Annotated in this window: 21 protein-coding genes; 11 read left to right on the forward strand and 10 right to left on the reverse strand. The window is 67.3% G+C overall.

Annotated features, from left to right (window positions below; all coding sequences use genetic code 11):
- Positions 1-25 precede the first annotated feature (25 nt).
- Positions 26-973: a helix-turn-helix domain-containing protein gene (locus AB1I47_RS11155; protein ID WP_354683812.1), complete on the reverse strand. Its 948-nt coding sequence runs from the start codon at positions 971-973 to the stop codon at positions 26-28.
- Positions 974-1,477: 504 nt separating this feature from the next.
- Between AB1I47_RS11155 and AB1I47_RS11160 the strand changes: the two genes are divergently transcribed.
- The 3 genes from AB1I47_RS11160 (at position 1,478) to AB1I47_RS11170 (ending at position 5,565) form a co-directional block, all read left to right on the forward strand.
- Entirely contained in the window at positions 1,478-2,293 is an 816-nt protein-coding gene (locus tag AB1I47_RS11160) for a transcriptional regulator (protein ID WP_354683813.1), read from the forward strand.
- Between the two features lie 281 nt (positions 2,294-2,574).
- Positions 2,575-4,278 carry a hypothetical protein gene (locus AB1I47_RS11165; protein ID WP_354683814.1) on the forward strand — a complete coding sequence of 568 codons (1,704 nt, stop codon included), beginning with the start codon at positions 2,575-2,577 and terminating at the stop codon, positions 4,276-4,278.
- Positions 4,279-4,443: 165 nt separating this feature from the next.
- Positions 4,444-5,565, forward strand: a complete 1,122-nt coding sequence (locus tag AB1I47_RS11170; RefSeq protein WP_354683815.1) for a hypothetical protein — start codon at positions 4,444-4,446, stop codon at positions 5,563-5,565.
- Between the two features lie 59 nt (positions 5,566-5,624).
- Here the strand turns inward: AB1I47_RS11170 and AB1I47_RS11175 are convergent, their stop codons facing one another.
- Both AB1I47_RS11175 and AB1I47_RS11180 read right to left on the reverse strand, forming a co-directional pair.
- Positions 5,625-6,974: a CitMHS family transporter gene (locus AB1I47_RS11175; RefSeq protein ID WP_354683816.1), complete on the reverse strand. Its 1,350-nt coding sequence runs from the start codon at positions 6,972-6,974 to the stop codon at positions 5,625-5,627.
- A 251-nt stretch (positions 6,975-7,225) separates the two neighbouring features.
- Positions 7,226-8,266 carry an isocitrate/isopropylmalate dehydrogenase family protein gene (locus tag AB1I47_RS11180; RefSeq protein WP_354683817.1) on the reverse strand — a complete coding sequence of 347 codons (1,041 nt, stop codon included), beginning with the start codon at positions 8,264-8,266 and terminating at the stop codon, positions 7,226-7,228.
- Between the two features lie 313 nt (positions 8,267-8,579).
- Between AB1I47_RS11180 and AB1I47_RS11185 the strand changes: the two genes are divergently transcribed.
- Positions 8,580-9,530 carry a LysR family transcriptional regulator gene (locus AB1I47_RS11185; protein WP_354683818.1) on the forward strand — a complete coding sequence of 317 codons (951 nt, stop codon included), beginning with the start codon at positions 8,580-8,582 and terminating at the stop codon, positions 9,528-9,530.
- Positions 9,531-9,545: 15 nt separating this feature from the next.
- On the opposite strand, the gene AB1I47_RS11190 is transcribed toward AB1I47_RS11185, so the two are convergent.
- A complete protein-coding gene (locus AB1I47_RS11190) occupies positions 9,546-9,680 on the reverse strand; it encodes a hypothetical protein (protein WP_475572028.1) in 135 nt (44 codons plus the stop codon).
- A 108-nt stretch (positions 9,681-9,788) separates the two neighbouring features.
- Entirely contained in the window at positions 9,789-10,892 is a 1,104-nt protein-coding gene (locus AB1I47_RS11195) for a malate/lactate/ureidoglycolate dehydrogenase (protein WP_354683819.1), read from the reverse strand.
- A 190-nt stretch (positions 10,893-11,082) separates the two neighbouring features.
- Here AB1I47_RS11195 and AB1I47_RS11200 point away from each other — a divergent pair, with 190 nt between their 5' ends.
- Entirely contained in the window at positions 11,083-12,777 is a 1,695-nt protein-coding gene (locus AB1I47_RS11200) for a thiamine pyrophosphate-binding protein (RefSeq protein ID WP_354683820.1), read from the forward strand.
- A 23-nt stretch (positions 12,778-12,800) separates the two neighbouring features.
- On the opposite strand, the gene AB1I47_RS11205 is transcribed toward AB1I47_RS11200, so the two are convergent.
- On the reverse strand, positions 12,801-13,499 hold the full coding sequence (locus tag AB1I47_RS11205) for a GntR family transcriptional regulator (protein ID WP_354683821.1): 699 nt from the start codon (positions 13,497-13,499) through the stop codon (positions 12,801-12,803).
- A 178-nt stretch (positions 13,500-13,677) separates the two neighbouring features.
- On the opposite strand from AB1I47_RS11205, the gene araD reads away from it, so the two are divergent.
- The 6 genes from araD (at position 13,678) to AB1I47_RS11235 (ending at position 19,919) form a co-directional block, all read left to right on the forward strand.
- The gene (araD, locus tag AB1I47_RS11210; RefSeq protein WP_354683822.1) at positions 13,678-15,417 is read left to right on the forward strand and encodes an L-arabinonate dehydratase; all 1,740 of its coding nucleotides are present in this window, start codon (positions 13,678-13,680) and stop codon (positions 15,415-15,417) included.
- A 33-nt stretch (positions 15,418-15,450) separates the two neighbouring features.
- The gene (locus AB1I47_RS11215; protein ID WP_354683823.1) at positions 15,451-16,170 is read left to right on the forward strand and encodes a ribonuclease activity regulator RraA; all 720 of its coding nucleotides are present in this window, start codon (positions 15,451-15,453) and stop codon (positions 16,168-16,170) included.
- Between the two features lie 58 nt (positions 16,171-16,228).
- The gene (locus AB1I47_RS11220; protein WP_354683824.1) at positions 16,229-17,230 is read left to right on the forward strand and encodes a Bug family tripartite tricarboxylate transporter substrate binding protein; all 1,002 of its coding nucleotides are present in this window, start codon (positions 16,229-16,231) and stop codon (positions 17,228-17,230) included.
- A 182-nt stretch (positions 17,231-17,412) separates the two neighbouring features.
- Positions 17,413-18,414 carry a tripartite tricarboxylate transporter substrate binding protein gene (locus tag AB1I47_RS11225; RefSeq protein ID WP_354683825.1) on the forward strand — a complete coding sequence of 334 codons (1,002 nt, stop codon included), beginning with the start codon at positions 17,413-17,415 and terminating at the stop codon, positions 18,412-18,414.
- Positions 18,415-18,456: 42 nt separating this feature from the next.
- Entirely contained in the window at positions 18,457-19,395 is a 939-nt protein-coding gene (locus tag AB1I47_RS11230; RefSeq protein ID WP_354683826.1) for a 2-hydroxyacid dehydrogenase, read from the forward strand.
- 200 nt (positions 19,396-19,595) lie between these two features.
- Positions 19,596-19,919: a hypothetical protein gene (locus AB1I47_RS11235; protein WP_354683827.1), complete on the forward strand. Its 324-nt coding sequence runs from the start codon at positions 19,596-19,598 to the stop codon at positions 19,917-19,919.
- Here the strand turns inward: AB1I47_RS11235 and AB1I47_RS11240 are convergent.
- From AB1I47_RS11240 to AB1I47_RS11255, 4 genes are read right to left on the reverse strand one after another with little or no spacing between them, the layout of a single operon-like run.
- Complete coding sequence (locus AB1I47_RS11240) at positions 19,803-20,834, reverse strand: vWA domain-containing protein (RefSeq protein ID WP_354683828.1); 1,032 nt, start codon at positions 20,832-20,834, stop codon at positions 19,803-19,805. The genes AB1I47_RS11235 and AB1I47_RS11240 overlap by 117 nt on opposite strands.
- Positions 20,831-21,385 carry a tetratricopeptide repeat protein gene (locus tag AB1I47_RS11245; RefSeq protein ID WP_354683829.1) on the reverse strand — a complete coding sequence of 185 codons (555 nt, stop codon included), beginning with the start codon at positions 21,383-21,385 and terminating at the stop codon, positions 20,831-20,833. Before AB1I47_RS11245 ends, AB1I47_RS11240 begins: the two co-directional genes overlap by 4 nt.
- Positions 21,382-22,374 (reverse strand): vWA domain-containing protein, encoded by a 993-nt coding sequence (locus AB1I47_RS11250; protein WP_354683830.1) that lies wholly within the window; start codon positions 22,372-22,374, stop codon positions 21,382-21,384. The genes AB1I47_RS11245 and AB1I47_RS11250 overlap by 4 nt, the downstream gene beginning before the upstream one ends.
- Positions 22,374-23,225, reverse strand: coding sequence for a calcium incorporation protein MxaA (locus tag AB1I47_RS11255; RefSeq protein WP_354683831.1), 852 nt, complete (start codon positions 23,223-23,225; stop codon positions 22,374-22,376). The genes AB1I47_RS11250 and AB1I47_RS11255 overlap by 1 nt, the downstream gene beginning before the upstream one ends.
- Between the last annotated feature and the right edge of the window lie 4 nt (positions 23,226-23,229).

Consider the following 23,229-nt stretch of genomic DNA (forward strand, 5'->3'; position numbering starts at 1 on the left):
TCTGGCCACAGCGGCCGTGCTGCCATCACGCGGCATGACGCTGTATCCATTGCTGATAATCCTTGCCCTGGACGGCGTTCGCGGCTTGCCAGAAGGCGCGGTTGTCGGCGTCGGTGGCGTAGGCTCGCAGGTCGCGCGGTGACATGCCGAGGGTGCGGCGGAATGCGCGCGTAAAGTCGGACGGGCTGTTGAAGCCCAGCCCGTAGGCGATGTCGTTGACAGCCAGGTGAGGGTAGCGCACCAGCTCCCGCGCGGCAGCGCGCAGCCGGCTCTTGCGGATATAGGCTTGCACGCCGCCTTCGGGTTCGAACAAGCGGTAAAGGGTGGCTCGCGAGATTTCCAGCTTTGCCAGCAGCCGCGCGGGTGACAGTCCGGCCTGTCCGGGATCGGCGTCGATCAGCCGACGGGCGCGTGCCAGTACAGCGCTGCGCACCGCGGCGCGAGCGTTGCCGTCCAGGCCCGCGCCCTGGCGCAGGGAGCCGACCAGCAGCTCTACGCCGGTGCGCATGGCGTGCACGGCGGCCTCCGGTGTCATGGTTGGCAGATCGTGACTGAGTGCGACGGCGTGTGCGACGGCCAGTCGGCTCAGCGGTGTGTCGGTCTCCACGATGCGTCCGTGCGCGGCCTCGGCTTCCATGAAAATTTCATCCATGGTGATGCGCGGCACGAAGAATGAGAGCGCGCGTGTTGCCTCGCGCCGCATCTCAACAGGCTGCCCAAGGTCCGTCAGCAGAATACCTCCGTGGCGCGGCTGTGGGTTGCGGCGCTCGCCCGCCACTACGCCAGCGCTGCCTTCGACGAAGACCTGTATCGCGTGGTGCCGTGCAGAGTCAGTCGAGATACGCGCCAGGCTGCGTTGCAGCGTGACGCCGTCACAGCGGCAGTCCGTGAACGACATGTCCGCGATCAGATAGCGGTCGATGGCTGCGTGGAAGGGCGCAAGCAGGCTATCGCGCGTGACTTGCAGGTCCATGACGTGCCCGACGCGTTGTCGCCACGCAAGTATCTGACCCTTGGCGGCCTGCGATCCATCGGCACCTACCTCGAAGTGGCTGTGCGGCAATCGTTCAGGTTCGCTGCGCGTGAGCTGGGCATGGTGGCGCGATGGGGCAGTGTCGTTTTGCACGATCGAGGACGCGAAGCTTGATGACTGTTCCCAGACGGTACAGAGCATTGGCATGTGAGGGTTACTTTAACCCAAAGGCACCTACCTATGTGTGACAGCCGGGCACGTTTGTAGCTTGACTTGCTACGCGCTCATTGGGGCCGTATCCCGCGCGCGTATTTGCCTTGGTATCGCGCTCAGCGTTACCCCGCTCAAGAAGGGAAACGAGATGACAACGCCTCCCTCGAATGGGGGGAGAAAACAGTCGGATTCGCGCGCAGAATCCGGCCGCTGCCTAGTTTGTTGTGGTGCAACAAAACGCTGAGCAGGCCTCAGCGTTTTGGCATCCTTCACTAACCACGCGGGAGAGGCATGAAAACAGAACTTAACTCTGTATTTACGCGTGAGCAATTGGACCAGTATTTCGCGTCGTATGTAGGGATGGAAGGGGGAAATCCCGACGCGGCAGTCTGGTTCTGTGACAGTTCACCGCATCCGAAGGCCGTGTCGCTCGTAGCGCCACTGGTGCCGAAGGCGTGTCCCAGTGCGTGGGACGATGCGTACCGCGACAAGCACCGCGACCACATGGAGCGCTGGCAGTCGCACCAGAAGATCGCGCGGATCATGGCGGCGGCGCGCGCGCAGATCTTCAACGCTTCGCTGGGCGAGCGCGACTGGAAGGATTACTTCGATCATCACCTGTACGAGCCGCATGGCGCGGAGTTCAAGCTCAGCCTGTTTCCGCTGCCAGCGCGCCTGATCAACGAGATCCCGTGGTCGAAGGCATTCCGCGGCCAGCCCGAGCTGGTGCCCAAGCAGCGGTATCTCGACCTGTGCCGGGACGGCAAGCGCTTCGCGTTCATCAATGGCATCCGCCGGCTCTGGAAGCCAAAGGTGGTGGTATGCCTGGGCGAGCGGCACACCGACGATTTCATTCATGCGTTCGGCCTCGAGCAGGTCCGTGCCACCGATCACATCCTGCAGCCCGCTGATCTCGCCAAGACACTGCGCGTGCTGGAGCACGACAGCACCACGTGGATCATCTGCCCGGCACTGGCCGGCGCAGCGGGACTGACGTCTGACGTTTTGCTTGACGCGATGGGGCAATACATCGCGCGCTGGCTGAGGCCGAAAGACTTTCCCGCGCCCTGCGCCAGTGCGGACAGACAGATGGCGAGGTCGCAATGAGTGAGCGTGAGCGCGTGTTCGCGATGCCGCGATTTGCGGCTAAAAGGCTGCACGCAAGGCCGGACTTTCCCCCGCCAAGTAGGGGTGACACCGATTTGGGTATTTGTTTATCTCTGTGCTGGCGTGAACTGCAAGCTGCTGCCGCAGGATCCGTTCCGCCAATTCAAGCGTGGCACGACAGGCAGCGTAGGGCGCTGGAAACCGTGCGCAGCGGGATCCCGTCGCAGCATTCCCACACCATCCATCGACGTATCGAAGTATCGATCTGAGGAGAAAGCAGCGTGCAAACCAAAACCCGAAACATCTTCACTCTGGGCATCGTATCTGCCGCCGTGGCCGCGCTGGTTGCTTGCGGAGGCGGGGGCGACGACGATTCGCCCACGACGCCGCCGCCTTCCGCCACGGTGAATGGCAAGGCGGTTGACTTCTACCTGGCTGGCGCGACTGTCACCTTCACCGATTGCGAGAGCAAGACCGCGACGACGAATGCGACCGGCGACTTCACCTTCCCGGCCGGTTGCACCAGGAGCGCGCTGCGCGTGACTGGCGGCACCGATATCGGGACCAACCAGCCGTTCACCGGCGTGCTGCAGGCACCGGCCGTGGACTACCAGGCTGGTGTGACACCAGTGGTCTCGCCGCTGACCACGCTGGTTGCGCAACTGGGCCCGGAGCAGGCCGCGGCACTGGCGACCAGGCTCGGCCTGGAAGGCAAGAACCTGGCCACGCTGGATCCGATGCTGGACGCAGCGGCACTCCAGGCCGCGGTCGTGGTACAGCAACTGGTGGATCAGGTCAGCAAGACGCTGACAGGGCTGGCCCCGGGCGGCACGCTGACTGCCGAGGAAGCGGCCGCGGCGGCGGCGAAGGCGGTCGCCACCACCGTGGCCGGCGCGACGGGCACGGCTGACCTGACCAGCAGCGCGCTGGTGACGACTGTGGTGTCCACCGCTGTGCACAACGCCCAGCCCGATCTGCCCGCGAACCTGCAGTCGAACATTGACGCCGTGGCCACCAACGTGGCCGCACTGGCCGCTCCGCTGATCACGGCCCAGGTAACGAGCGTGGACGCGGCGATGGAAGGCATCGACCTGGGCAGCAACCCGGCCGATACGCTGGCGGACCTGCAGGCAAGCGGGGCGCTCAACGTCGTGTCGGAAAGCAACGCGTCCACGACGACCACGGACCTGGTCGAGGCCGTGACGCCGGCCGCGCTGACGGATGCGTCGAACGCGAGCGGGCTGGCCGCGCTGGGCGATGCCGTGTCGACCGGCGATGTCGCGGCGATCGATCAGGCGGCCGCGAACCTGGGCAACGCGGTGAACGGCAACGCGATCGACGCGGTGGCGAACGCGGTGAGGCTGACCAACTACATCCAGCTCGCCAACCTGACGATCAACGGCTTGTCCTACCCGATCGAAGACGCGGTCACGGTCACGGGCGGCACGCTGAGCTCGATCCAGGTGGCGGTGTCGCAGCAGGGTGATGCCTTTGCGGGTGGCCCGTCGCAAGTGCGCGCCGCCCTCAGCTACACCTACGGCGGCAACCAGGTCGATGTCATTATCGAAAACGTGACGCTGACCTTCAACGGCTCGCAACTGGTCGATGCGGTGGTGCCGGCCAACACGACGTACTCGTTCCAGATCAGCGGCAACGTGTCGGCGCAGGCAACCCTCACCAATCAGGTGGCGGACAGCCTGTTCTCCAGCGTCAACGGCGGCTCGCTGAACCTGCCGTTCACGGTGTTCCTCGGCAAGCTCAGGGCCGCTGGCGCGCTGAGCCAGGCGCAGATCGATGCGCTGACGCCGACCGCGGTCAGCACGTTCCCGCTGTCGTTTGCGACGACGGGGATCAGCGGCAGGGACGTCAAGCTGGGTATGCTGGTCGATGGCAGCGTGCAGAATGCGAAGACGGTCAACATCAAGAGTGGCGAGGCAAAGGTGACCGGCGACGGCATCAGGACTACGGTCACCCTCAACCCGTGACCGGCGCGTAGTGCTGCCTTCCCTCGCCTGGGGGAAGGCGACGCCCCGGTCATCCGCACGCATGCCCAAGGGCAAGCACCGCGGGTGGCCGGGTTCTTTTGTGTCCGCGTCGAGCCTCCGGGGCGCGCCAAGCATCAGGCTTGCCCCGCGGCTTCGGAGTTTCCTATGCAGCTGTTTCGCAAGCGCCGGCTGGACCAGGCGTGTGCCCTGATGCTGGGCCTTTCATGCGCAGGCGCGGCCAGCGCCGCGCCGGACGATGTCTTCATGCAGGCCGAGCCCGCCACGGGCGAATTCACCTCGGTGCGGGTGGAGGCCAGCTACGACATGGTCAATAGCACGGTAGACATCTTCAATCTGCGCGGGCGGCAGGGCCCCGTGTCGGACAACGCCGGCGACTATCGCGGCGGCAAGCTGATGCTGGGCTACAAGTTCTCGCCGTACATATCGACGTCGGCCACCTACTGGCGCCGCGGCATCGACTACGGACAAGACCACAACCAGATCGACAGCTGGATGCTGGCGCTGCACTACGACCCGCTCGCCGAGCCCGGGGCACGCGATCGTGTCATGGTGCGCTTCTCGGTATGGGGCAACCATGCCGGCACGCTGGACCGCTCGTCGCCGGTCACGGTTCGCAACACGACCTTCAACAGCCTCACGGTAAAAAGCGCGAATGACATCCAGGCGCAGGCCGATGTCATCTTCTCGGGCGAGCTGACCGAGCGCAACCAGCTCACGGGCTTTATCGGCCTGGGCGTCAGCCGCGTGACCATCGACAGCATCCAGACGCGGCTGCAGCGAGGCAACTGCAATTTCAATGTCGCCATCGGCGCTGACAATATCGCCAATGGCTCGCTGGCCGCGCCTTGTACCGCCGGCAACGTCACGCTGCAGTCGGCCTCGTTCTCGACCGATGCCGGCCAGTTCGGGCTCGATTTCAACGACGATTTCAACTACACGGCCGGCTACCTGAACCTGGGCGGGTCCTGGCGCTGGAAGTACGAGCGCTTCAGCGCGCGGCTGGGCTACCAGTTCCAGTACCTGTTGCGCAGCAATGTCGACAGCCGCACGCGCAGCTACGGCTTCTCGCCGATTCGCTCCAACCATACGCTGGGGCTGGAGCTGGCGTACGGGGTCACGAAGAACGTTGAAGTGTTCCTGCGCGGGCAGGCGTCGCTGTACAACTTTGTCGGCACCATCCCGTTCCTCTACAACGCCGCGACCGCGGGCAAGCTGGACCGATACTACGGCTACGGCTCGATCGGCATTCGCTTCTCGGGGTTCTGAAGCGGGCGTCGATGCCGTAGCGCAGCGCAGGTGTGTGGGTGGTGTAGCGAGGTTCTGCCTCAGGCCGCCCGGCCGACGATGGGGATCACGCCGAACGCAACCGTGGCCAGCATCATGACCACCGCCGCCGACAGCGCCCACAGCAGCGTATAGCGCTGGTGATCGCCAAACTCGACCTCCGCCAGTCCCACCAGCAAATACGTCGACGCGACCAGCGGGCTCAGCAGGTGCACCTGCTGCCCGATCAGCGACGCGCGCCCGATCTCCGCCGCGCCGATGCCATAGACCGCGGCCGCCTTGGCCAGGATCGGCAGGATGCCGAAGTAGAACGCGTCGTTCGAGATAAAGAACGTGAACGGAATGCTCAGCACGCCGGTCACCAGCGCCATGTAGGGGCCCATCCAGTCGGGCACGGCGGCGATGACGCTGTTGGCGATCGCGTCGACCATCTTGGTGCCCGACAGGATGCCGACAAAGATGCCGGCGGCGAAGATCAGCGCCACCACCGGCACGACGTTGGCGGCATGCGCGCCGATGCGCGCCTTCTGTTCCTGCAGGCTGGGGTAGTTGACCATCAGCGCGATGGCGCAGGCGACGATAAACAGCGCGGGCAGCGGGAAGGTGCCGAGGATCAGCAGCGCCATCAGCCCGAGGGTCAGCAGCAGGTTGAACCACAGCAGCCTGGGGCGGGCGATCTTCGGATCGGTGGCCATCAGTTCGGGCTCGGCGTGATCCGCATGACCGGAATGACCCGCCTGAGCGGAATGCCCGGCCCCGCCGCTCATCAGCGCGATGCTGCCGAGCCGGTTGCGTTCGCGGCGGCCGAGCAGGAATGCCACGAACAGGCCCCAGAAGCCGGTGACCACCATCGGCAAGATCATCGGCACGAACAGCGACCCCACGTCGACGCCCAGCGCGCTGGCGGCACGCGCGGTCGGGCCGCCCCAGGGCAGGATGTTCATCAGCCCGCCGGCCATCATGATCACGCAGGCCAGCACCAGACGGCTGATGCCCAGGCGTTTGTACAGCGGCAGCATGGCAGCGCAGGTGATCATGTAGGTGGTCGAGCCGTCGCCATCAAGCGACACCAGCACGGCCAGCACGAACGTGCCCATGATGATCTTGACCGGGTCGCCGCCCACTACCTTCAGGATCGCGCGCACCACCGGATCGAACAGGCCGGCATCGATCATCAGCCCGAAATACAGGATGGCGAACATCAGCATCACGCCGGTCGGCGCCAGCTTCTTGACGCCGTCCAGCATCATCGGGCCGAGTTCGGGGCCGAAGCCGCCGATCGCGCCGAACGCGATCGGAACGAGGATCAGCGCCACCATGGCGGAAAGCCGCTTGGTCATGATCAGTGCCATGAACACGATCACCATCGAGTAGGCGAGCAGGGTCAACATCGTCTTCTATATCTCTTTTGCGGGTCGGTCCGAGTGGAGCGCCAACGGGGGCGACCGGGGACTCGGTGAAGGCGTGCGTCCGTCGGGGCGCACGAGGTTAAAGGCGCAGCCGATCCCGCCGGCGCGCCAGTGCGTGCCGGGATATGGATGGACCGCGGAGGGTGGCAGTCTTGCGCGCATGCCCGTGCGGGCAGCGCCGGCAAGACTGGTCGCGCCGCGCGGCAGGCGTCGCCTGCCGCAGCGGGCGTGGATCAGCTGCCGGGCGCGATGCGCTTGACTACCGCGTCGGCAAACTGCAGCGTGGTGGCCGTGCCGTGCAGGTCGCCGGTCTTCACGTTGTCTTCGCTGAGCGTCAGCTCGATAGCCGAGCGCAGCCGCGTCGCCAGGTCCTGGCGGCCGACATGGTCGAGCATCAGGCCGGCGGCCAGCATCAGCGAGATCGGGTTGGCAATGCCCTTGCCGGCGATGTCGGGCGCCGAGCCGTGCACCGCCTCGAAGATCGCGGCATGGTCGCCGATGTTGGCGCCCGGTGCCATGCCCAGCCCGCCGACCAGCCCGGCGATCTGGTCCGACAGGATGTCGCCGAACAGGTTGGTACAGAGCAGCATGTCGAAGCGCCACGGATTGAGCACGAGCTGCATGGCGCAGGCGTCGACGATGATGTCGTCCATCTCCACGCGGCCGGCGTAGTCCTTCGCCACTTCGCGCGCCGCTTCCAGGAAGATGCCGGTGAGCGCCTTCAGGATATTGGCCTTGTGCACCACCGTGATTTTCTTGCGGCCGTTTTTCACGGCGTATTCGAACGCGAAGCGCGCAATGCGGCGGCAGGCGTCGCGCGTATTGGTGCCGGTGGACACCGCCACCGCGTGCGGATCGTCGCCGACCGGAATGTAGTAGTCATGCGCCACATAGAAGCCGCCGACATTCTCGCGCACCAGCACCAGGTCGATATTCTCGAAGCGGCCCGGCACCAGCGTGCGGGCAGGGCGCACATTGGCATAGAGGTTGAACGCTTCGCGCAGGCGCACATTGACCGAGCGGAAGCCGCCGCCCACCGGCGTCGTCAGCGGCCCCTTCAGCGCGAGGCCGGTGCGGCGGATGCTGTCCAGCGTGTCGTCCGGCATCGGATCGCCGCTGTACTCGACGCCGGCCATGCCCGCATGCCTGACATCCCAGGCAAACGGGGCGCCCAGCGCATCGAGCACCCTGACGGTGGCATCCACCACTTCGGGACCGATACCGTCGCCGGGGATCAGCGTGGCCGGGATCTGATTGCTAGCACCGTTTTCCATTTGCTTTCCTGTCGTGAAGTGTGAGTCGGCTGGCCGGCCAATGCGCTCGGCGCGTTCCCGCAAACCAGGGGCCAGATTCTAGGAGAGGAAGGCTGTCAGCTAACTGTCAATGTGCCGGCCTGGTCATCGGGGTTTACGCTGAGAAGCGGAAAAAGGTTGGCGCGGTGCCGTGCACGAAGCCCAACGGCGCCGCGCTGAAGTGCTTTCCAGAGTTGGACTTTGTGACCGGCGCTGCGCGCGACCGGGCTGCCATCGGCGCGCCGACGGTTAGAATCGGCGCTGACCCGCACGCTGACCGGAATGCGCAACGCCCATGAGCGCGAATGCTCCCGCCCCATTGAATTCTGAAGACCTGGCCTGTTTCGTCTGCGTTGCCAACACGGGCAGCATCTCGCGCGCGGCGCTGGAGCAGGGCGCCGACCAGTCCACCGTCAGCCGCCAGATCGCCCGGCTGGAAGCCAGTTTCGATACCCGGCTGTTCCATCGCACCGGCCGCGGCATGATCCTGACCGAGGCGGGGCAAACGCTGCTCGGCTATGCGCGGCAGGTCTCGGCCACACTCGCCGAGGCCCGCGAGGCGATCCGGGCATCGACCGCGCAAGGTCCGGCGCAACTGATCATCGCGGCGATGCCGACCATCGCCAACACCGCGTTCGCCAGCATCGGGACCGCCGTCAAGCAGCGTTTCCCCGCCACCCGCGTGCGCTTCGTCGAAGGGCTGGCCAGCCCGCTGCTGGGATGGCTGGCCGCCGGCGAGGTCGACGTGGCCCTGATCTACCTGCCGGACCAGCACGGCGCGCTGAAGGTCGACGTGCTGCTGGAGGAAGACCTGACGCTGGTCACGCCGACTTCATGGGGCCATATCGGGCCGACCTTCCGCTGTGCCAGTCTGGACGAAGTGCCGCTGATCCTGCCCAGCACCGGTCACGGGCTGCGCGTGCTGGCCGAGAACCTGGTGGCGCGCGCGGGCAAGTCGCTGAACATGGCGATGGAGTGCGATGCGTCGAATACCGTGTCGATGCGGCTGGTGGAAGACGGCTGCGGCGCCACGCTGCTGCCTTTCGCCGCGGTGGCGGACCGCGTGGCGCAGGGGCGGCTGCGCTGCGCCAGGCTGATCGAGCCGGTGGTGACGCGGCAGGTGGCGCTGGCCACCGCGCGCAACCGGCCGCCGGTGCCGGAACTGTGGGACATCATGCAGACCGTGCGCCAGTCGGTCCGCAATACGGTGATGTCGGGGGCCTGGCCGGGCGCGCGGCTGGTCTGAGGGCTTCTTCTTTCGTCAGCTGGTGAAGCGCTCGCGCAACGCCTGCGTGGCCTGGCGCAGCATCACGTGGTCCAGCCCGACGGCGACAAAGCTGGCGCCCATCTCCAGGTAGCGCCGCGCGTCGGCTTCCACCGGTGTCAGCGTGCCCACCGCCTTGCCGGCCCGCTGCGCGGCCGCAAAGATGCGCGCGATCTCGGCCTGCAGGCGATTGCGTCATGGGCGGGCGAAGCGGAAGAGGTTGGGTTGGATGGGGGCGGGCTACGCCGCGAGGCGCGACAGCGGCCCGGGCGAGGTACCGCGTGCTGCCTGCACGCGCGCCGCGGCGTCATCGAGCTGGGCGAGCGTGCCGCTGTCCACGGGAATAGCTTCGGCACGTTCGCGCCGGCGCTGCCGTTCGGGCTCGCCGGGCAGGGCGATGCCGTCATGGCCTGCCTGCTTTCGTGACGACCGCACCCAGTCGGCGAAGGCCAGCACTTCATCGCCGAAGCTGGTGCTGGTGCCGAGCCGCGCGGGGTCGAACACGATCGCCAGCATGTTGTTCCACACCGCGTGGCGGTGGGTCAGCGTCTCCGGGCGGATGGTGTGGCCACCCGTGACGGCGGCGCCGAGCAGTTCGCACATGACCGCCAGCGCATAGCCCTTATGGCCGCCGGACTCGCCGCCGAATGCCTGCAGCGCGCCGTGCGCCTCGCCTTCGGCGGGAAACATCACGCCGGGGTTTGTGGTCGGCGCGCCATCCGCATCGAGCAGGCAGCCGGCCGGCACGTCGACGCCCTTGTTGTTGGCTACGCGCACCTTGCCCAGCGCGATCGCGCTGGTGGCGAAGTCGAGCACCAGCGGCGGCGCGCCGGCCACCGGCACGCCGATCGTGAAGGGATTGGTGCCAAAGCGCGCCTCGCTGGCGCCGTGCGGCGCGACGATGGGCCTGGACAGCACGTTGACGAAGTGGATCGAGATCATGCCTGCCGCGCACGCCTGCTCGGCCCAGTGCCCGACGCGCCCGAGATGGTGCGACTGCCGCAGCCCCATCACGCAGACGCCATGGGCTTGCGCGCGCTCGATGGCCAGCGTCATGGCTTCCTCGGTGACGGCCTGGCCCATGCCGCGGTTGCCGTCGAGGCTGAGCATGCTGCCGGTGTCGTGCAGCACGCTGACGTGGCGGTTGAGCTGCAGCTCGTCGGCCTGCCACGACAACACGTACTTGGGGATCATGCCCACGCCGTGCGAATCGTGGCCGGTCAGGTTGGCGGCGACCAGGTGATCGGCCGTCAGGCGCGCTTCGCGGGCGTCGGAGCCGGCTGCCAGCCAGAGATTGTTGACCCAGCGGTGCAGGCCTTCAGTCGGAATATGGTGTTCGCTCATGTCTTTTTCTGGGATGGTCTGCAGAGTTGGTTGGCTGCCGGACGCTGCGGGCTGCCAGCAATCTACCGTTCAGCAGCGGATCGAGCCTTGCATTTTCTGCATAGCAGGCATGCAGGAAGACGCGGGCAGTGGCAGCGGAGGCAAGGCAACAATCTGCGCTGTGCATCCCCATCGTATCCGCTGACCCGCCATGACGCCTCAATCCGCCTTGTCCTATTCCTCCGAACCCCACACGCCAGCACAGCGCACCGGCGGCCGCGTGCTGGTGGATGCGTTGCGCCTGCATGGCACCGACCGCATCTACTGCGTGCCGGGCGAGAGCTTTCTCGACGTGCTGGACGCATTGCACGACCAGCCCGCCATCGAGCTGGTGGTCTGCAAGCATGAGGGTGCGGCGGCGAACATGGCCGAGGCCGACGGCAAGCTGACCGGCCGCCCCGGCATCTGCTTCGTGACACGGGGGCCGGGCGCTACCCATGCCAGCATCGGCGTGCATATCGCCGCGCAGGATTCGACGCCGATGATCCTGTTTGTCGGCCAGATCGCGCGCCAGCACATGGGGCGCGAGGCGTTCCAGGAAGTGGATTATGTAGCGATGTTCGGTGGCATGGCCAAGTGGGTGGCGCAGATCGACGATCCCGCGCGTATCCCGGAACTGGTCGCCAGGGCCTTCCAGTGCGCGACGTCGGGCCGGCCCGGTCCGGTGGTGCTGGCGCTGCCCGAGGACGTGCTCGATGGACTGTGCGAATGCGCCGATGCGGCACCGTACCGGCCGGTCACGGCGTCGCCGTCGCAGGAAGAGGCCGAGGCATTGCGCGCCGCGCTGGCCGGCGCCGAACGCCCGCTGTTGATCGCCGGCGGCGCGGGCTGGACCGCGGATGCGGCCGGGGACTTTGCCGCGTTCATCAAGGCATGGGACCTGCCGGTGGCCTGCGCCTTCCGCCGCCAGGACGTCTTCGACAACCGCGATGCAAACTATGCCGGCCACCTGAGCCTGGGCGTCAACCCGCGCCTGGCGCAGCGTGTGCGCGATGCCGACCTGATCCTGGCATTCGGCACGCGCCTGGGCGACATCGCGACCGACGGCTACCAGTTGCTGGAGCCGCCGCGGCCGCGCCAGCGGCTGGTGCATGTCCATGCCGACAGCGCGGAACTGGGCCGCGTGTACCAGGCCGAACTCGCGATCCAGGCCGGCATCGTGCCCGGCACGCGCATGCTCGCAGGCCTGGCCGCCCCCGAATCGCCGCGCTGGGCGCAATGGACCCGCGCCGCGCGCGCCGACCACCTGGCCTTCGCCGCACCGCCGGCGCCGAACGAAAAGCTGCGCGGTGTCGACCTGACCCAGGTCATGCAGCATCTCAACCAGACGCTGCCCGACGATGCCATCCTGAGCAACGGTGCGGGCAACTACACCGTCTGGCTGCACCGCTTCTATGCCTACCGGCAGCCGCGCACCGAGCTGGCTCCCACTTGCGGCGCGATGGGCTACGGCCTGCCGGCAGCGATCGCCGCCAAGCTGAGACATCCTGAACGGACCGTGGTCTGCCTTGCCGGCGACGGCTGCTTCCTGATGTATCCGCAGGAACTGGCGACCGCGGCGCAGGCGGGGGCCAATGTCATCGTCGTGCTGGTCAACAACGGCATGTACGGCACCATCCGCATGCATCAGGAGAAGCGCTATCCGGGGCGCGTCAGCGGCACGGGCATCCGCAATCCGGATTTCGTGGCGATGGCGCGCGCTTGCGGCGCGTGGGCCGAGCGGGTCGAGCATGCCGACGGGTTTGCCGCTGCCTTTGAACGCGCCCGCGCCGCCGGCACGCCGGCGTTGCTCGAACTGGTGACCGATCCGCGCCAGATCACGCCGGCGATGTGGGTGGAACGGTGACGCGGGCCGGCGCAGGGGCCGCCTCAGCGGAAATAGTCCGAGAATCGCGCGCGGATGTCGTCGATATTGGCCAGCGTGCCGGACAGGTGCGCGCGCAGCGCGGCCTCGGCGCGCGCCGGATCGGCGGAAGCGATCGCGTCGACGATGGCGTCGTGGTCGCGCAGCACGGCCAGCGCCTTGCCGGGGATGGGCAGGTGCAGGCGGCGCAGCCGGTCCAGGTGGCCGCTTTGCCGGCGCACCAGGCCCCACAGGTCCGGCACCTTGGCGGCGTCATAGAGCTCGCGATGGAAGGCCTGGTCGGTGACGCTGAATTCGTCGAGGTCCTGCAGCTCGAGCATCATGCGCTGCCGCGCGACCGTGGCGCGCAGCCGTTCGACCAGCACCGGGTCGGCCTGCTGCGCCAGCGTGCGCACGATCTCGAGCTCGACCGAGCGGCGCAGGAAGTGCGCCTGCGTGGCGAGGGCGACGTCGATCGGGCTGACCACCGTGGCGTGCTGCGGAAAGATATCGATCAGGCCTTCCTCGCCCAGGCGGATCAGCGCATCGCGCACCGGCGTCTGGCTGGTCCCGTACTGCTCGGCCAGTTCCGGGCGCGACAGGATGGTGCCGGGTGGCAGGGCCAGCGAGAGGATCTGGTCGCGCAGGTGTTCGAACACCTGCGGGGCGGCATGGCGGGTGCGGTCGAACTGAAAGCGGGCAGGCGAGGAAAGTGCGGCTGGCATGGCATGAAGCTGGGCCGGGGCGCCTGAACCGCCACACTGGCGGTCCTGGTGCGTCCCGAATGGTCGGGATTCTAAGGGATTCGTCTCGAATTGACGTACTAATATATTAGTGCTTTAATGTTTTTCATTAAGCCCGGCCCGATGCACGGGGCATCTGACAACAAGGTGGAAGAGACAAATGACGGCTCGCAAGAAGACGCCGGACGCGCTGCGCAGCGCGCGCTGGTTCGCTCCCGATGACCTGCGTTCATCGGGCCATCGCTCCCGCATCATGCAGATGGGCTACTCGCCGGGCGAGTGGATGGGCAAGCCGATCATCGCCATCATCAATACGTGGTCGGATATCAATCCCTGCCACGCCCACTTCAAGCAGCGCGTTGACGATGTCAAGCGCGGCGTCCTGCAGGCGGGTGGCTTCCCCATCGAACTGCCGGCGATCTCGTTGTCGGAAAGCTCGGTCAAGCCGACCACCATGCTCTATCGCAACTTCCTGGCGATGGAGGCCGAAGAACTGATCCGCTCGCATCCGGTCGACGGTGCCGTGCTGATGGGCGGCTGCGACAAGACCACGCCGGGCCTGCTGATGGGCGCCACCAGCGCGGGCGTGCCGGCCATCTTCGTGCCGGCCGGACCGATGCTGCGCGGCAACTACAAGGGCAAGGTGCTGGGCTCGGGCTCGGATGCGTGGAAGTTCTGGGATGAGCGCCGCGCGGGCAATCTCAGCGAGGCGGCGTGGACCGGCATCGAAGGCGGCATCGCGCGCAGCCACGGCACCTGCATGACGATGGGCACGGCCAGCACCATGACGGCCATCGCCGAAGCGATCGGCATGACGCTGCCGGGCGCCTCGTCGATCCCGGCCGCCGATGCCAATCACATCCGCATGTGTTCAGAGGCCGGCCGCCGCATCGTCGACATGGTGTGGGAAGACCTGACGCCGCAGCGCATCCAGTCGCGCCAGTCGTACGAGAACGCCATCGCCGTGGCCATGGCGATGGGCTGTTCCACCAACGCGATCATCCATGTCATCGCCATGGCGCGGCGCGCCGGCCATGACATCGGGCTGGAGGACTTCGATGCCGCCAGCCGGCGCGTGCCGGTGATCGCCAATATCCGTCCCAGCGGCGACAAGTATTTGATGGAGGACTTCTTCTACGCGGGCGGCCTGCCCGCGCTGATGAACCGCATCAGCGACCGCCTGCATCTCGACGCGCCGACCATCACCGGCCGCACGCTGGGCGAGTCCATCGCCGGGGCCGAGGTCTATAACGACGACGTGATCCGCACGCCGGAGAACGCGCTTTACCAGGAAGGCGCGCTCGCCGTGCTCAAGGGCAACATCGCGCCGGACGGCTGCGTGATCAAGCCCAGCGCCTGCGAGAAACGGTTTTTCAAGCACACCGGCCCCGCGCTGGTATTCGACGACTACCCGTCGATGAAGGAAGCGGTGGAGCGCGACGACCTCGACGTTACCGCCGACCATGTGCTGATCCTGCGCAACGCCGGTCCGCAAGGCGGGCCAGGCATGCCGGAGTGGGGCATGCTGCCGATCCCGAAGAAACTGGTGAAGCAAGGCGTGCGCGACATGCTGCGCATGTCCGATGCGCGCATGAGCGGCACCAGCTACGGCGCCTGCATCCTGCACGTGTCGCCGGAATCGTATCTCGGCGGGCCGTTCGCGCTGGTGCAAAGCGGCGACCTGATCTCGGTCGATATCGAGCAGCGCAGCATCCACCTGGAAGTGTCCGATGAAGAGCTGGCGCGCCGCCGCGCGCAATGGACGCCGCCGCCGCCGCGTTTCGAGCGCGGCTATGGCTGGATGTTCTCCCGGCATATCCGCCAGGCCAACGAAGGCTGCGATTTCGACTTCCTGCAAACCGACTTCGGCGCGCCCACCGGCGAGCCGAGCATCTACTGACGCGGCCACGCGCGGCCGCCGGCAAGGACCACCATGACCCAACTCAGCCCCTCCGTACGTGAACAGCTCAAGACCGTCAGCACCGCCACGCTGTGCACCGCGCTGTTCAAGCGCGGCCTGCGCAACCAGTTCATCCAGGACGTGCGTCCGCTCAACCCCGAGGGCGGCAACATGGTGGGCGAGGCCTTCACGCTGCGCTACATCCCGGCGCGCGAGGACCTCAACCCGATCACGGTGTTCCAGGATCCCGCGCATCCGCAGCGGCAGGCCATCGAGCAATGCCCGCCGGGCGCGGTGCTGGTGATCGACAGCCGCAAGGACGCACGCGCGGCCTCGGCAGGGTCGATCCTGGTCACGCGCCTGATGCAGCGCGGTGGCGCGGGCATCGTGACCGACGGCGGCTTCCGCGATTCGCCCGAGATCGCGCGGCTGGCCATTCCCGCGTATCACCACCGGCCGTCGGCGCCGACCAACCTGACGCTGCACCAGGCGCTGGAATTCAACGTGCCGATCGGCTGCGGCGATGTGGCCGTGTTCCCCGGCGACGTGGTGGTGGGCGACGGCGAGGGCGTGATCATCATCCCCGCACATCTCGCTGAAGACATCGCCGCCGAGGCCGTGGAGATGACGGCGTTCGAGGACTTCGTGACCGAGGAAGTGAACAAGGGGCGCTCGATCATCGGGCTGTATCCGCCCACCAGCGAGCAGGCGCGCGAAGACTTCGCGGCCTGGCGCGAGGCTACGGGGCGGTGATCGCACGCACGCCAACCACACAGACAGGCCGGCACGACCGGCCACGGGAGGAGACAACATGCAACAACGCTTTATCGCCGCGACACGCGGCGTCCGCGCCTTGGCCGCGTGCCTGGCGCTCGGCATCGGCGCAGCCTGTGCGCCGGCCCATGCCGAGGACAAATGGCCGTCGCGCCCGATCACCTGGGTGGTGCCGTTCGCCGCCGGCGGCTCGACCGACATCGTCGCGCGCACCATCGGGCAGGAAGTCTCGCGTGCGCTTGGGCAGCCGGTGGTGGTGGAAAACCGGCCCGGCGCGGCCGGTGCCGTGGGGGCGGGGTATGTGGCGCGTGCCAGGGCCGATGGCTATACGGTGTTCGGCGGCACCATCAGCACGCATGCCATCAATGCGAGCTTGTACAAGAACCTGTCGTATGACCCGGTGAAGGATTTCGAGCCGGTCAGCCTGGTTGGGTACGTGCCGAACGTGCTGATGGTGAATGCTGAGTTGCCGGTCAACAACGTGCAGGAACTGATTGCCTACGCGAAGAAGCAAAACGGCCTCAGTTTCGCTTCTTCCGGCGCGGGCACGTCGACCCACCTGGCCGGCGAACTGTTCGCGGACCTGATCCATGTGCCGATGACCCACGTGCCGTACAAGGGCAGCCCGCAGGCGGTGCAGGATGTGGCCGGGGGCCTCGTGCCGTTCCTGTTCGACCAGCTCACTGCGGGCGAGGCGATGATCAAGGCCGGCAAGCTGCGTGCGCTGGCGGTGACCTCGCCCAAGCGCTCCGCGCTGCTGCCCAAGGTGCCGACCATGGCGGAGGCCGGTGTCAGCGGTTTCGAGATGGTTTCGTGGCAGGCGTTGTACGCCCCGCGCGGCACGCCGAAAGAGGTGGTGCAACGGCTCAACGCCGAAGTCGTGCGTGCGCTGAAGCAGCCCGCCGTGCAGCAACGGCTGACGCAGCAGCTCGGCATGGAAATCGTGGGCAGCACGCCTGGCGAGTTGTCGGCGCTGATGGACAAGGAAATTCCGCGGTGGGCGGCGCTGGTGAAGAAGTCGGGGGCGCGAGCGGAGTAGGTGGGTAGGAAGGGGCATCAGACCGTCCCGGGATGCCAAGCTGTCGTGCAGCCCCAAGGTCTTGAACCACCGAATGTGTACTCCCTCTCCCGCAAGCGCGACGCAAGCGGGAGAGGGAGCAAACCGCCAGCCGTCAGCCGTCAGCCGACATTTGCAAAATGAACTCACAGGCAGGAGACACCATGAAAACCACCCTTCATTCCACCGCACCGAAATACTCATACCTGGCCACCATCCTTGCCGCGGCCGCGCTCTTCGCACTCGCACCCACCGCCGCCCATGCCCAAACCTATCCCACCAAACCAATCACCATCGTCGTCCCCGCCTCGCCGGGCGGCGCCATCGACCTGGTGGCGCGGCTGGTTGGCCAAAAGCTGACCGCGGCCTGGGGCCAGTCGGTCGTTGTCGATAACCGCAGCGGTGCCACCGGCATCGTCGGCACTGACCTGGTGGCGAAGGCGCCCGCGGACGGCTACACGCTGGCGCTGGTGGCCAGCAGCCATGCCATCAATCCGAGCATGGTGCGCAAGCTGCCGTTCGATACGGTGAAGAGCTTCGAGCCCGTGGTGCAGACGCACGTGGTGCCGCTGATGCTGGTGGTGTCGCCTTCTGTCCCCGCGAAGTCGGTCAAGGAACTGATCGCCTATGGCAAGTCCCATCCCGGCGAGCTGTCGTTTGCGTCGAGCGGATCGGGCGGGGCGCCGCACTTTTCCGGCGAACTGTTCAAGAGCATGGCCGGCCTCGACATGGTCCATGTGCCCTACAAAGGCAGCACGCTGGCGCATCCGGACCTGACCAGCGGGCGCGTCTCGCTGATGTTTGACACCGTGGCCGCGATCAGCCCGCAGGTGAAGGCGGGCAAGGTCAGGGTGCTGGCCGTCACCACCACCAAGCCCGCGGCGATCGCGCCGCAGGTGCCGACCATGGCGGAAGCCGGCCTGCCGGGCTATGACACCAGCACCTGGGGCGGTTTCCTCGCACCGGCCGGCACGCCCAAGGCAGTGATCGACAAGCTCAATGCCGCCATCAACCAGGCCCTGGCCGCGCCGGACGTGCGCGAACGCCTGCTGGCGGCCGGCATCGAGCCCGCCGGCGGCAGCCCCGCGCAGTTTGCCGGCTTTATCCAGATCGAGATGGTCAAGTGGGCCAAGGTGGCCAAAAACGCCGGCATCCAGCCGGAATGACGCGACGGATCGACGCTCTCTGCGAAAAAGGAAACATAGCGAATGAAACCCCGCCTGCTGCAGCACGGCCGACTGCCCGACGCCATCGAAGCGCGTCTCGCCGAGCACTACGATACCCATCCGTTCTGGACCGAGACCGATCCCGCCGGCTTTCTCGCCCGCCACGGCGGCGAGTTCGTCGCCCTGACCACGCGTGCCGCGATCGGCGCCGATGCCGCGCTGCTGGCGGCGTTGCCGTCGCTGCGCGTGATCTCCAGCTTCGGCGTGGGCCTGGACAAGCTCGACCTCGACACCGCGCGCCGTCGCGGCATCGCCGTGGGCTACACGCCGGACGTGCTGAACGACTGCGTCGCCGATACCGCCTTCGCGCTGCTGATGGACGTGTCGCGCAAGGTCAGCGCGGCGGACCGCTTCGTGCGACGGGGCGAATGGCCGAAGGGGCCGTTCCCGCTGGCTACCCGCGTGAGCGGCAAGCGGCTCGGCATCATTGGCATGGGCCGCATCGGGCGCGTGATCGCGCACCGCTCCGCGGGTTTCGACATGGAGGTCCGCTATCACAGCCGCAACCGGTCCGATGATGCGCCTTATGCCTACGAGCCCTCGCTGGAGAACCTGGCACGCTGGGCCGACTACCTCGTCATCGCCACCGCCGGCGGCCCGTCGACGCGCCACCTGGTTTCCGCCGCTGTTCTCGACGCGCTGGGGCCGCAAGGCTTTCTGATCAATATTGCGCGCGGCACGGTGGTGGACGAGGCCGCGCTGGTCGATGCCCTGGTCCACCAGCGCATTGCGGGCGCCGGCCTGGATGTTTTCGAGGATGAGCCGAACGTTCCCGAGGCGCTGTTCGCGCTGGACAACGTCGTGCTGCTTCCGCATATCGCCAGCGCTACGTTCGAGACGCGCCAGGCGATGGCGGAACTGGTGTTCGAGAACCTGCAGCAGTTCTTCGCCACCGGTGCCGTCAGCAAGTCGGCGATCTAGCGCCGTGCGGGGTGGTATTGCGGGCGGGCAAGCGTGCATTCGCGTCGCGCACGGCGATTCCTTGATACGCTGCTAGGGGTGGAGCCGGTGTAATGCCTGCCGGCGCAGCGCCCTGAGTGATGTTTCTGACACAGCAGGGACCGGCACCGTCCGGAGGTGGGGCAGGCGATCTACAGGCTGACGCAGATGTAGGAGTCATCATGCAAGAGCTTGCCTTTCGCACCCTGCTGTACCGCTACTTTTTTTTCGGCTGGATGTTCCGGGACGTGAGCCGGGGCGATCCCGTCGAACGCTCGGTGGCCTGGCGATTCAACCAGGCCCGCGCACCCTGGCTGCTGACCTATATGCGCCGCTGGCTCTGGTGCGGACTGTTCTTCTATGCGCTCGGCGGCGTGGTCGAGCTGATGCTATGCGCGCCGGGCCTGTCCGCGCTGTTCTATGTGCCCAGCGTGCTGAGCGTGCCGGTCAATGTCGTGATTGGCGTGTTGTGGGTCGGGTTGAAGGCGCTTCCCGGCCCGCTGTGAGGCCGCGCGCCGAGCGCTGCGGCGTGGCAGAAAATGCCACGTCAGGAGGACCAGCGCTAGCAGCCCCGGGATCCAGCGCAGATCGGTGCTGACCGGCGTCCGGCGCGCGAGCCGCGCGTCGAGCAGCGCGCTGGTCAGCGCCCCGGGCGCATCGAGGCGGCGGTAGCCCAAGCCGGCCTGCCTTGCCAGCGACGCCAAGTGCGACTCGTGCAGGGCGGAAAGATGCTCGCGGCTCTGTCCAGCCACAACGGCACCGGACACGGCATCGCGTTGCACCACCTCGTCGGCGCGCCAGTAGCCGACGCGATTGCCATCCGCATCGGACTTGGGAATCGGCACCGGCGTCAGGCCTCCGACCCCGACCACCCATCCGCCTACCTCCCCCGGCGTGACGTTCAGTGCGGAATGTTCCGACGGACGAAGCGGCGGCGACTCATGGCCATCGGTGATGAAGACCACACTTGTGCCGGCACCAATGCTGCCGGCCATGCGCAGGGTCCAGTACAGTCCCTTGGTGATGTTGCTCGCATTGACCCACGCCATGCGGCTGTCGATGCGGTCCAGCGACGCTGTCAGGACCTCGTAGTGGGCGCAGATTTCCAGCGGCGTCAGCAGTGGCAGCGCACGATAGTCGGCAAAGACGGCCCAGCCGACCTCCGAGCCGCAGGGCAAGTGCTTCAGTGCCTCGTGCGCGGCGACGCGCGCGTAGGCCAGGCGGCTTACCGGTGCTTGCGGATTGCCCATGTCCTCGGCGTTCATGCTCTGCGTGACGTCGAAGGTGACCATATAGCGGAAGGTGCCGCGCGGCAGGGTCAGCGGCGGCATCCAGATTGCCGCCGCAAGGCACAGCAACGCCAGCGTCACCGGCCAGCTCCCGCGCGCGAACGCCAGACCATGCAGCGACCGCGGCTTCAAGGCAGGTCTCCCGGCGGCAGGCCCGGCACCTTGATGCGCAGCCGCTCCTTGGGCATGTCGTCGGTTTCGGCGCCGAATACGTCCTGAACCTCGGGCGCCAGTCGCAGCGCGCGTTCGAGGTTGTAGCGGGCGTCCCAGTCGTCGGGATTGGCGCGCAGCAGGTCGCGGTAGCGCTGCTTGGCAAGTTCCACCAGCGCCTGCCCCTGGAAGGCGTCATTGGCGGCGGTTTCGCGTCCCTGGCGCAGCAGCATATTGCCTAGGTTGAACAGCGCCGCCTGGCCGACGGCATCGGTCCCGCCGCGCTGGATCAGGCTGTTGTAGGTTTCGAGCGCGGCGTCGTGCCGGCCGGCGCGGGCCAGTGCGTTGGCCTGCGCAAGCCTGGCCTCGGGGATGTTGCCGGCGACTGTGCTGGCATCGGCGCCAGCATTCGCCGCGGCCACGGCTTGGTGGATCTGGGTCGCCTTGCGCAGTTGCAGGGCCTGGTCGGCGGCCAGCGCGCCGAAGATGAGCGCGGCCGTGGCAAATGCCAGATGGATGGTGCGCCGCCTCATGTCCAACTCCGCAGGTGAAGGCAGCGCAAACCGAGCAGCAACGCGCAGCAGGCGAGCGCCGCGCTGAAGGCATAGGGGCTGCCATCCTTGCGCGGTACGCGCTCATTGATCGACAGCGGCAGGTTCTGCTGGCGGCCGACTTCCGCGATGGAGGCCGCCATGGCGGCGGCATCGCCCGCCTCGTAAGCATGGTAAGGGGTAGCCAGCGTCTGGAAGAAGCGATGCAGCGCGAGTTCCTGCGATGCGTCGTCGTCCGGTGCCTTGGCGTGCAGGCTGGGACTGATGCCGGTGCGCAGGTAGATCCAGTACAGCGCGATGCGGTGGCGCGCCAGGCCGGCCTCGATGCGCTTGCGCGTGCCGGGATCGAGCCGCGCTCCGCCGTCCGACACCATCAGGATGATCCGGCTGCCGGAATAGGGGCGGCCGTCGAACTCGGCGATCGCGGCCAGCACCCCCCGGCCGATATCGGTATTCACCAGCCCACGGCCGATATGGGTGGCGGCGAGACCGGCCTCGATTGCCGGCTTATGGTCGGTGAACGGCAGCACGCGCAACGGACCGGTGCTGAACATCAGGAACGCAAAGCGGTCCTCCGGCCGCTGCCGCACAAAGCGGGTGAGCAGTTCGCGCGCGACATCGCCCTTGGTTTCTCCGTGGGTGCGCAGCGCCGCCTGCTCGCCCTCGGCGACGATCGCGGCATTCATGCTGGCGCTGCGGTCCAGCAGGATCACGATCTCCGCGCCGTGGCCGGTGCGCGGCACCAGCGATTCGGAGCGCCCGGGACTCGCCAGGCCGATGATGGTGCCGGCCATCGCCACCACCGCAAGCCCCCGCCACAGCACCCCGGCGGCGCGGCCGATGCGATCCGGCGGCAGCCAGGCCAGGCTGGGGAACGCAAGCATGTCGTCGCGCCGGCGCCGCAGCGGCAACAAGGCCAGCGGCAGCAGGGCCAGCACCCAGGGGTGGACAAAGTCAAAGGGAAAGGTCATCACCGCGCGCGCTTCTCCGCCAGGTACAGATCGCGACAGAGCGCCCGCAATGGAAAGTCCTCCGCAGCGGCCTCGCCCGAGAAGAAGCGCTGATCCGAGCGGGCATAGAAGTGCTGGAGCTGCTTGCACAGCGGTTGCAGGTGCGGCGCCTGCGCCAGCAGCGCGGGCAGCGTCGCGGCACGCAGGACCGTGCCGGCAGTCTCGTTCAGGGCCTGATGCAGGCATAGCCAGGCTTCGGACTGGGCGGGATCGAGATGCCGCATGCGGCGCCAGGCCCGCGCGAAAGGCAGGCGCCTGCCATCGTGCCGGTTGCGCCAGGTCCACCAGCCCAGCCAGGCAAGCCCGGTGGCCGACAACGCGGCGAGCCACAGCCCCAGCCACCGCGCGATCGGCGCGGTCGGCAACAGGGGCACCGGCCGGTCGGGCTGCATCTCGAGCAGGCTGCCTTTGCCGAGCACGGCCTGCGGCGTCAGCGGACCGATGCTGATCAGCTGGGTGCCGGTACGCAGTGCCGGTCCCCGCGTCATCGGCAGCGACAAGACCGGCAGCGCGATCGCGGTCAGCGATTGCGGCGCGTTCACGATCTGGTAGGTCACGCGCATCCAGCGCCGGCCTTCGGCATCGGTCTCCCACTGCACCGGACGCCGCTCCAGCCAGCCGCTGACGCGCTCCGCCCGTGGCAGCGCAGCCGCTTCGACGGAGCGGCCGTCCGCGGGCAGCAGTATCCGCTGCGTGACTACATCGCCGAGCACATAGCCAAAGGCGCGGGACGGCTGTACCACTACGGTGGCTGGCGCGGGCGTGCTTTCCTGCGCCGGCGCGGCGGCAGCCAGCGTGGCGGCCGTGATCATTGCC

Source organism: Cupriavidus necator, assembly GCF_040578825.1.
GTDB lineage: Bacteria > Pseudomonadota > Gammaproteobacteria > Burkholderiales > Burkholderiaceae > Cupriavidus > Cupriavidus necator_E.

Coding starts and splice junctions, on each gene's coding strand:
- AB1I47_RS11155 (WP_354683812.1), bottom strand. CDS start 973: ATGGACCTGCAAGTCACGCGCGATAGCCTGCTTGCGCCCTTCCACGCA.
- AB1I47_RS11160 (WP_354683813.1), top strand. CDS start 1,478: ATGAAAACAGAACTTAACTCTGTATTTACGCGTGAGCAATTGGACCAG.
- AB1I47_RS11170 (WP_354683815.1), top strand. CDS start 4,444: ATGCAGCTGTTTCGCAAGCGCCGGCTGGACCAGGCGTGTGCCCTGATG.
- AB1I47_RS11175 (WP_354683816.1), bottom strand. CDS start 6,974: ATGTTGACCCTGCTCGCCTACTCGATGGTGATCGTGTTCATGGCACTG.
- AB1I47_RS11180 (WP_354683817.1), bottom strand. CDS start 8,266: ATGGAAAACGGTGCTAGCAATCAGATCCCGGCCACGCTGATCCCCGGC.
- AB1I47_RS11185 (WP_354683818.1), top strand. CDS start 8,580: ATGAGCGCGAATGCTCCCGCCCCATTGAATTCTGAAGACCTGGCCTGT.
- AB1I47_RS11195 (WP_354683819.1), bottom strand. CDS start 10,892: ATGAGCGAACACCATATTCCGACTGAAGGCCTGCACCGCTGGGTCAAC.
- AB1I47_RS11200 (WP_354683820.1), top strand. CDS start 11,083: ATGACGCCTCAATCCGCCTTGTCCTATTCCTCCGAACCCCACACGCCA.
- AB1I47_RS11205 (WP_354683821.1), bottom strand. CDS start 13,499: ATGCCAGCCGCACTTTCCTCGCCTGCCCGCTTTCAGTTCGACCGCACC.
- araD (WP_354683822.1), top strand. CDS start 13,678: ATGACGGCTCGCAAGAAGACGCCGGACGCGCTGCGCAGCGCGCGCTGG.
- AB1I47_RS11215 (WP_354683823.1), top strand. CDS start 15,451: ATGACCCAACTCAGCCCCTCCGTACGTGAACAGCTCAAGACCGTCAGC.
- AB1I47_RS11220 (WP_354683824.1), top strand. CDS start 16,229: ATGCAACAACGCTTTATCGCCGCGACACGCGGCGTCCGCGCCTTGGCC.
- AB1I47_RS11225 (WP_354683825.1), top strand. CDS start 17,413: ATGAAAACCACCCTTCATTCCACCGCACCGAAATACTCATACCTGGCC.
- AB1I47_RS11230 (WP_354683826.1), top strand. CDS start 18,457: ATGAAACCCCGCCTGCTGCAGCACGGCCGACTGCCCGACGCCATCGAA.
- AB1I47_RS11235 (WP_354683827.1), top strand. CDS start 19,596: ATGCAAGAGCTTGCCTTTCGCACCCTGCTGTACCGCTACTTTTTTTTC.
- AB1I47_RS11245 (WP_354683829.1), bottom strand. CDS start 21,385: ATGAGGCGGCGCACCATCCATCTGGCATTTGCCACGGCCGCGCTCATC.
- AB1I47_RS11250 (WP_354683830.1), bottom strand. CDS start 22,374: ATGACCTTTCCCTTTGACTTTGTCCACCCCTGGGTGCTGGCCCTGCTG.
- AB1I47_RS11255 (WP_354683831.1), bottom strand. CDS start 23,225: ATGATCACGGCCGCCACGCTGGCTGCCGCCGCGCCGGCGCAGGAAAGC.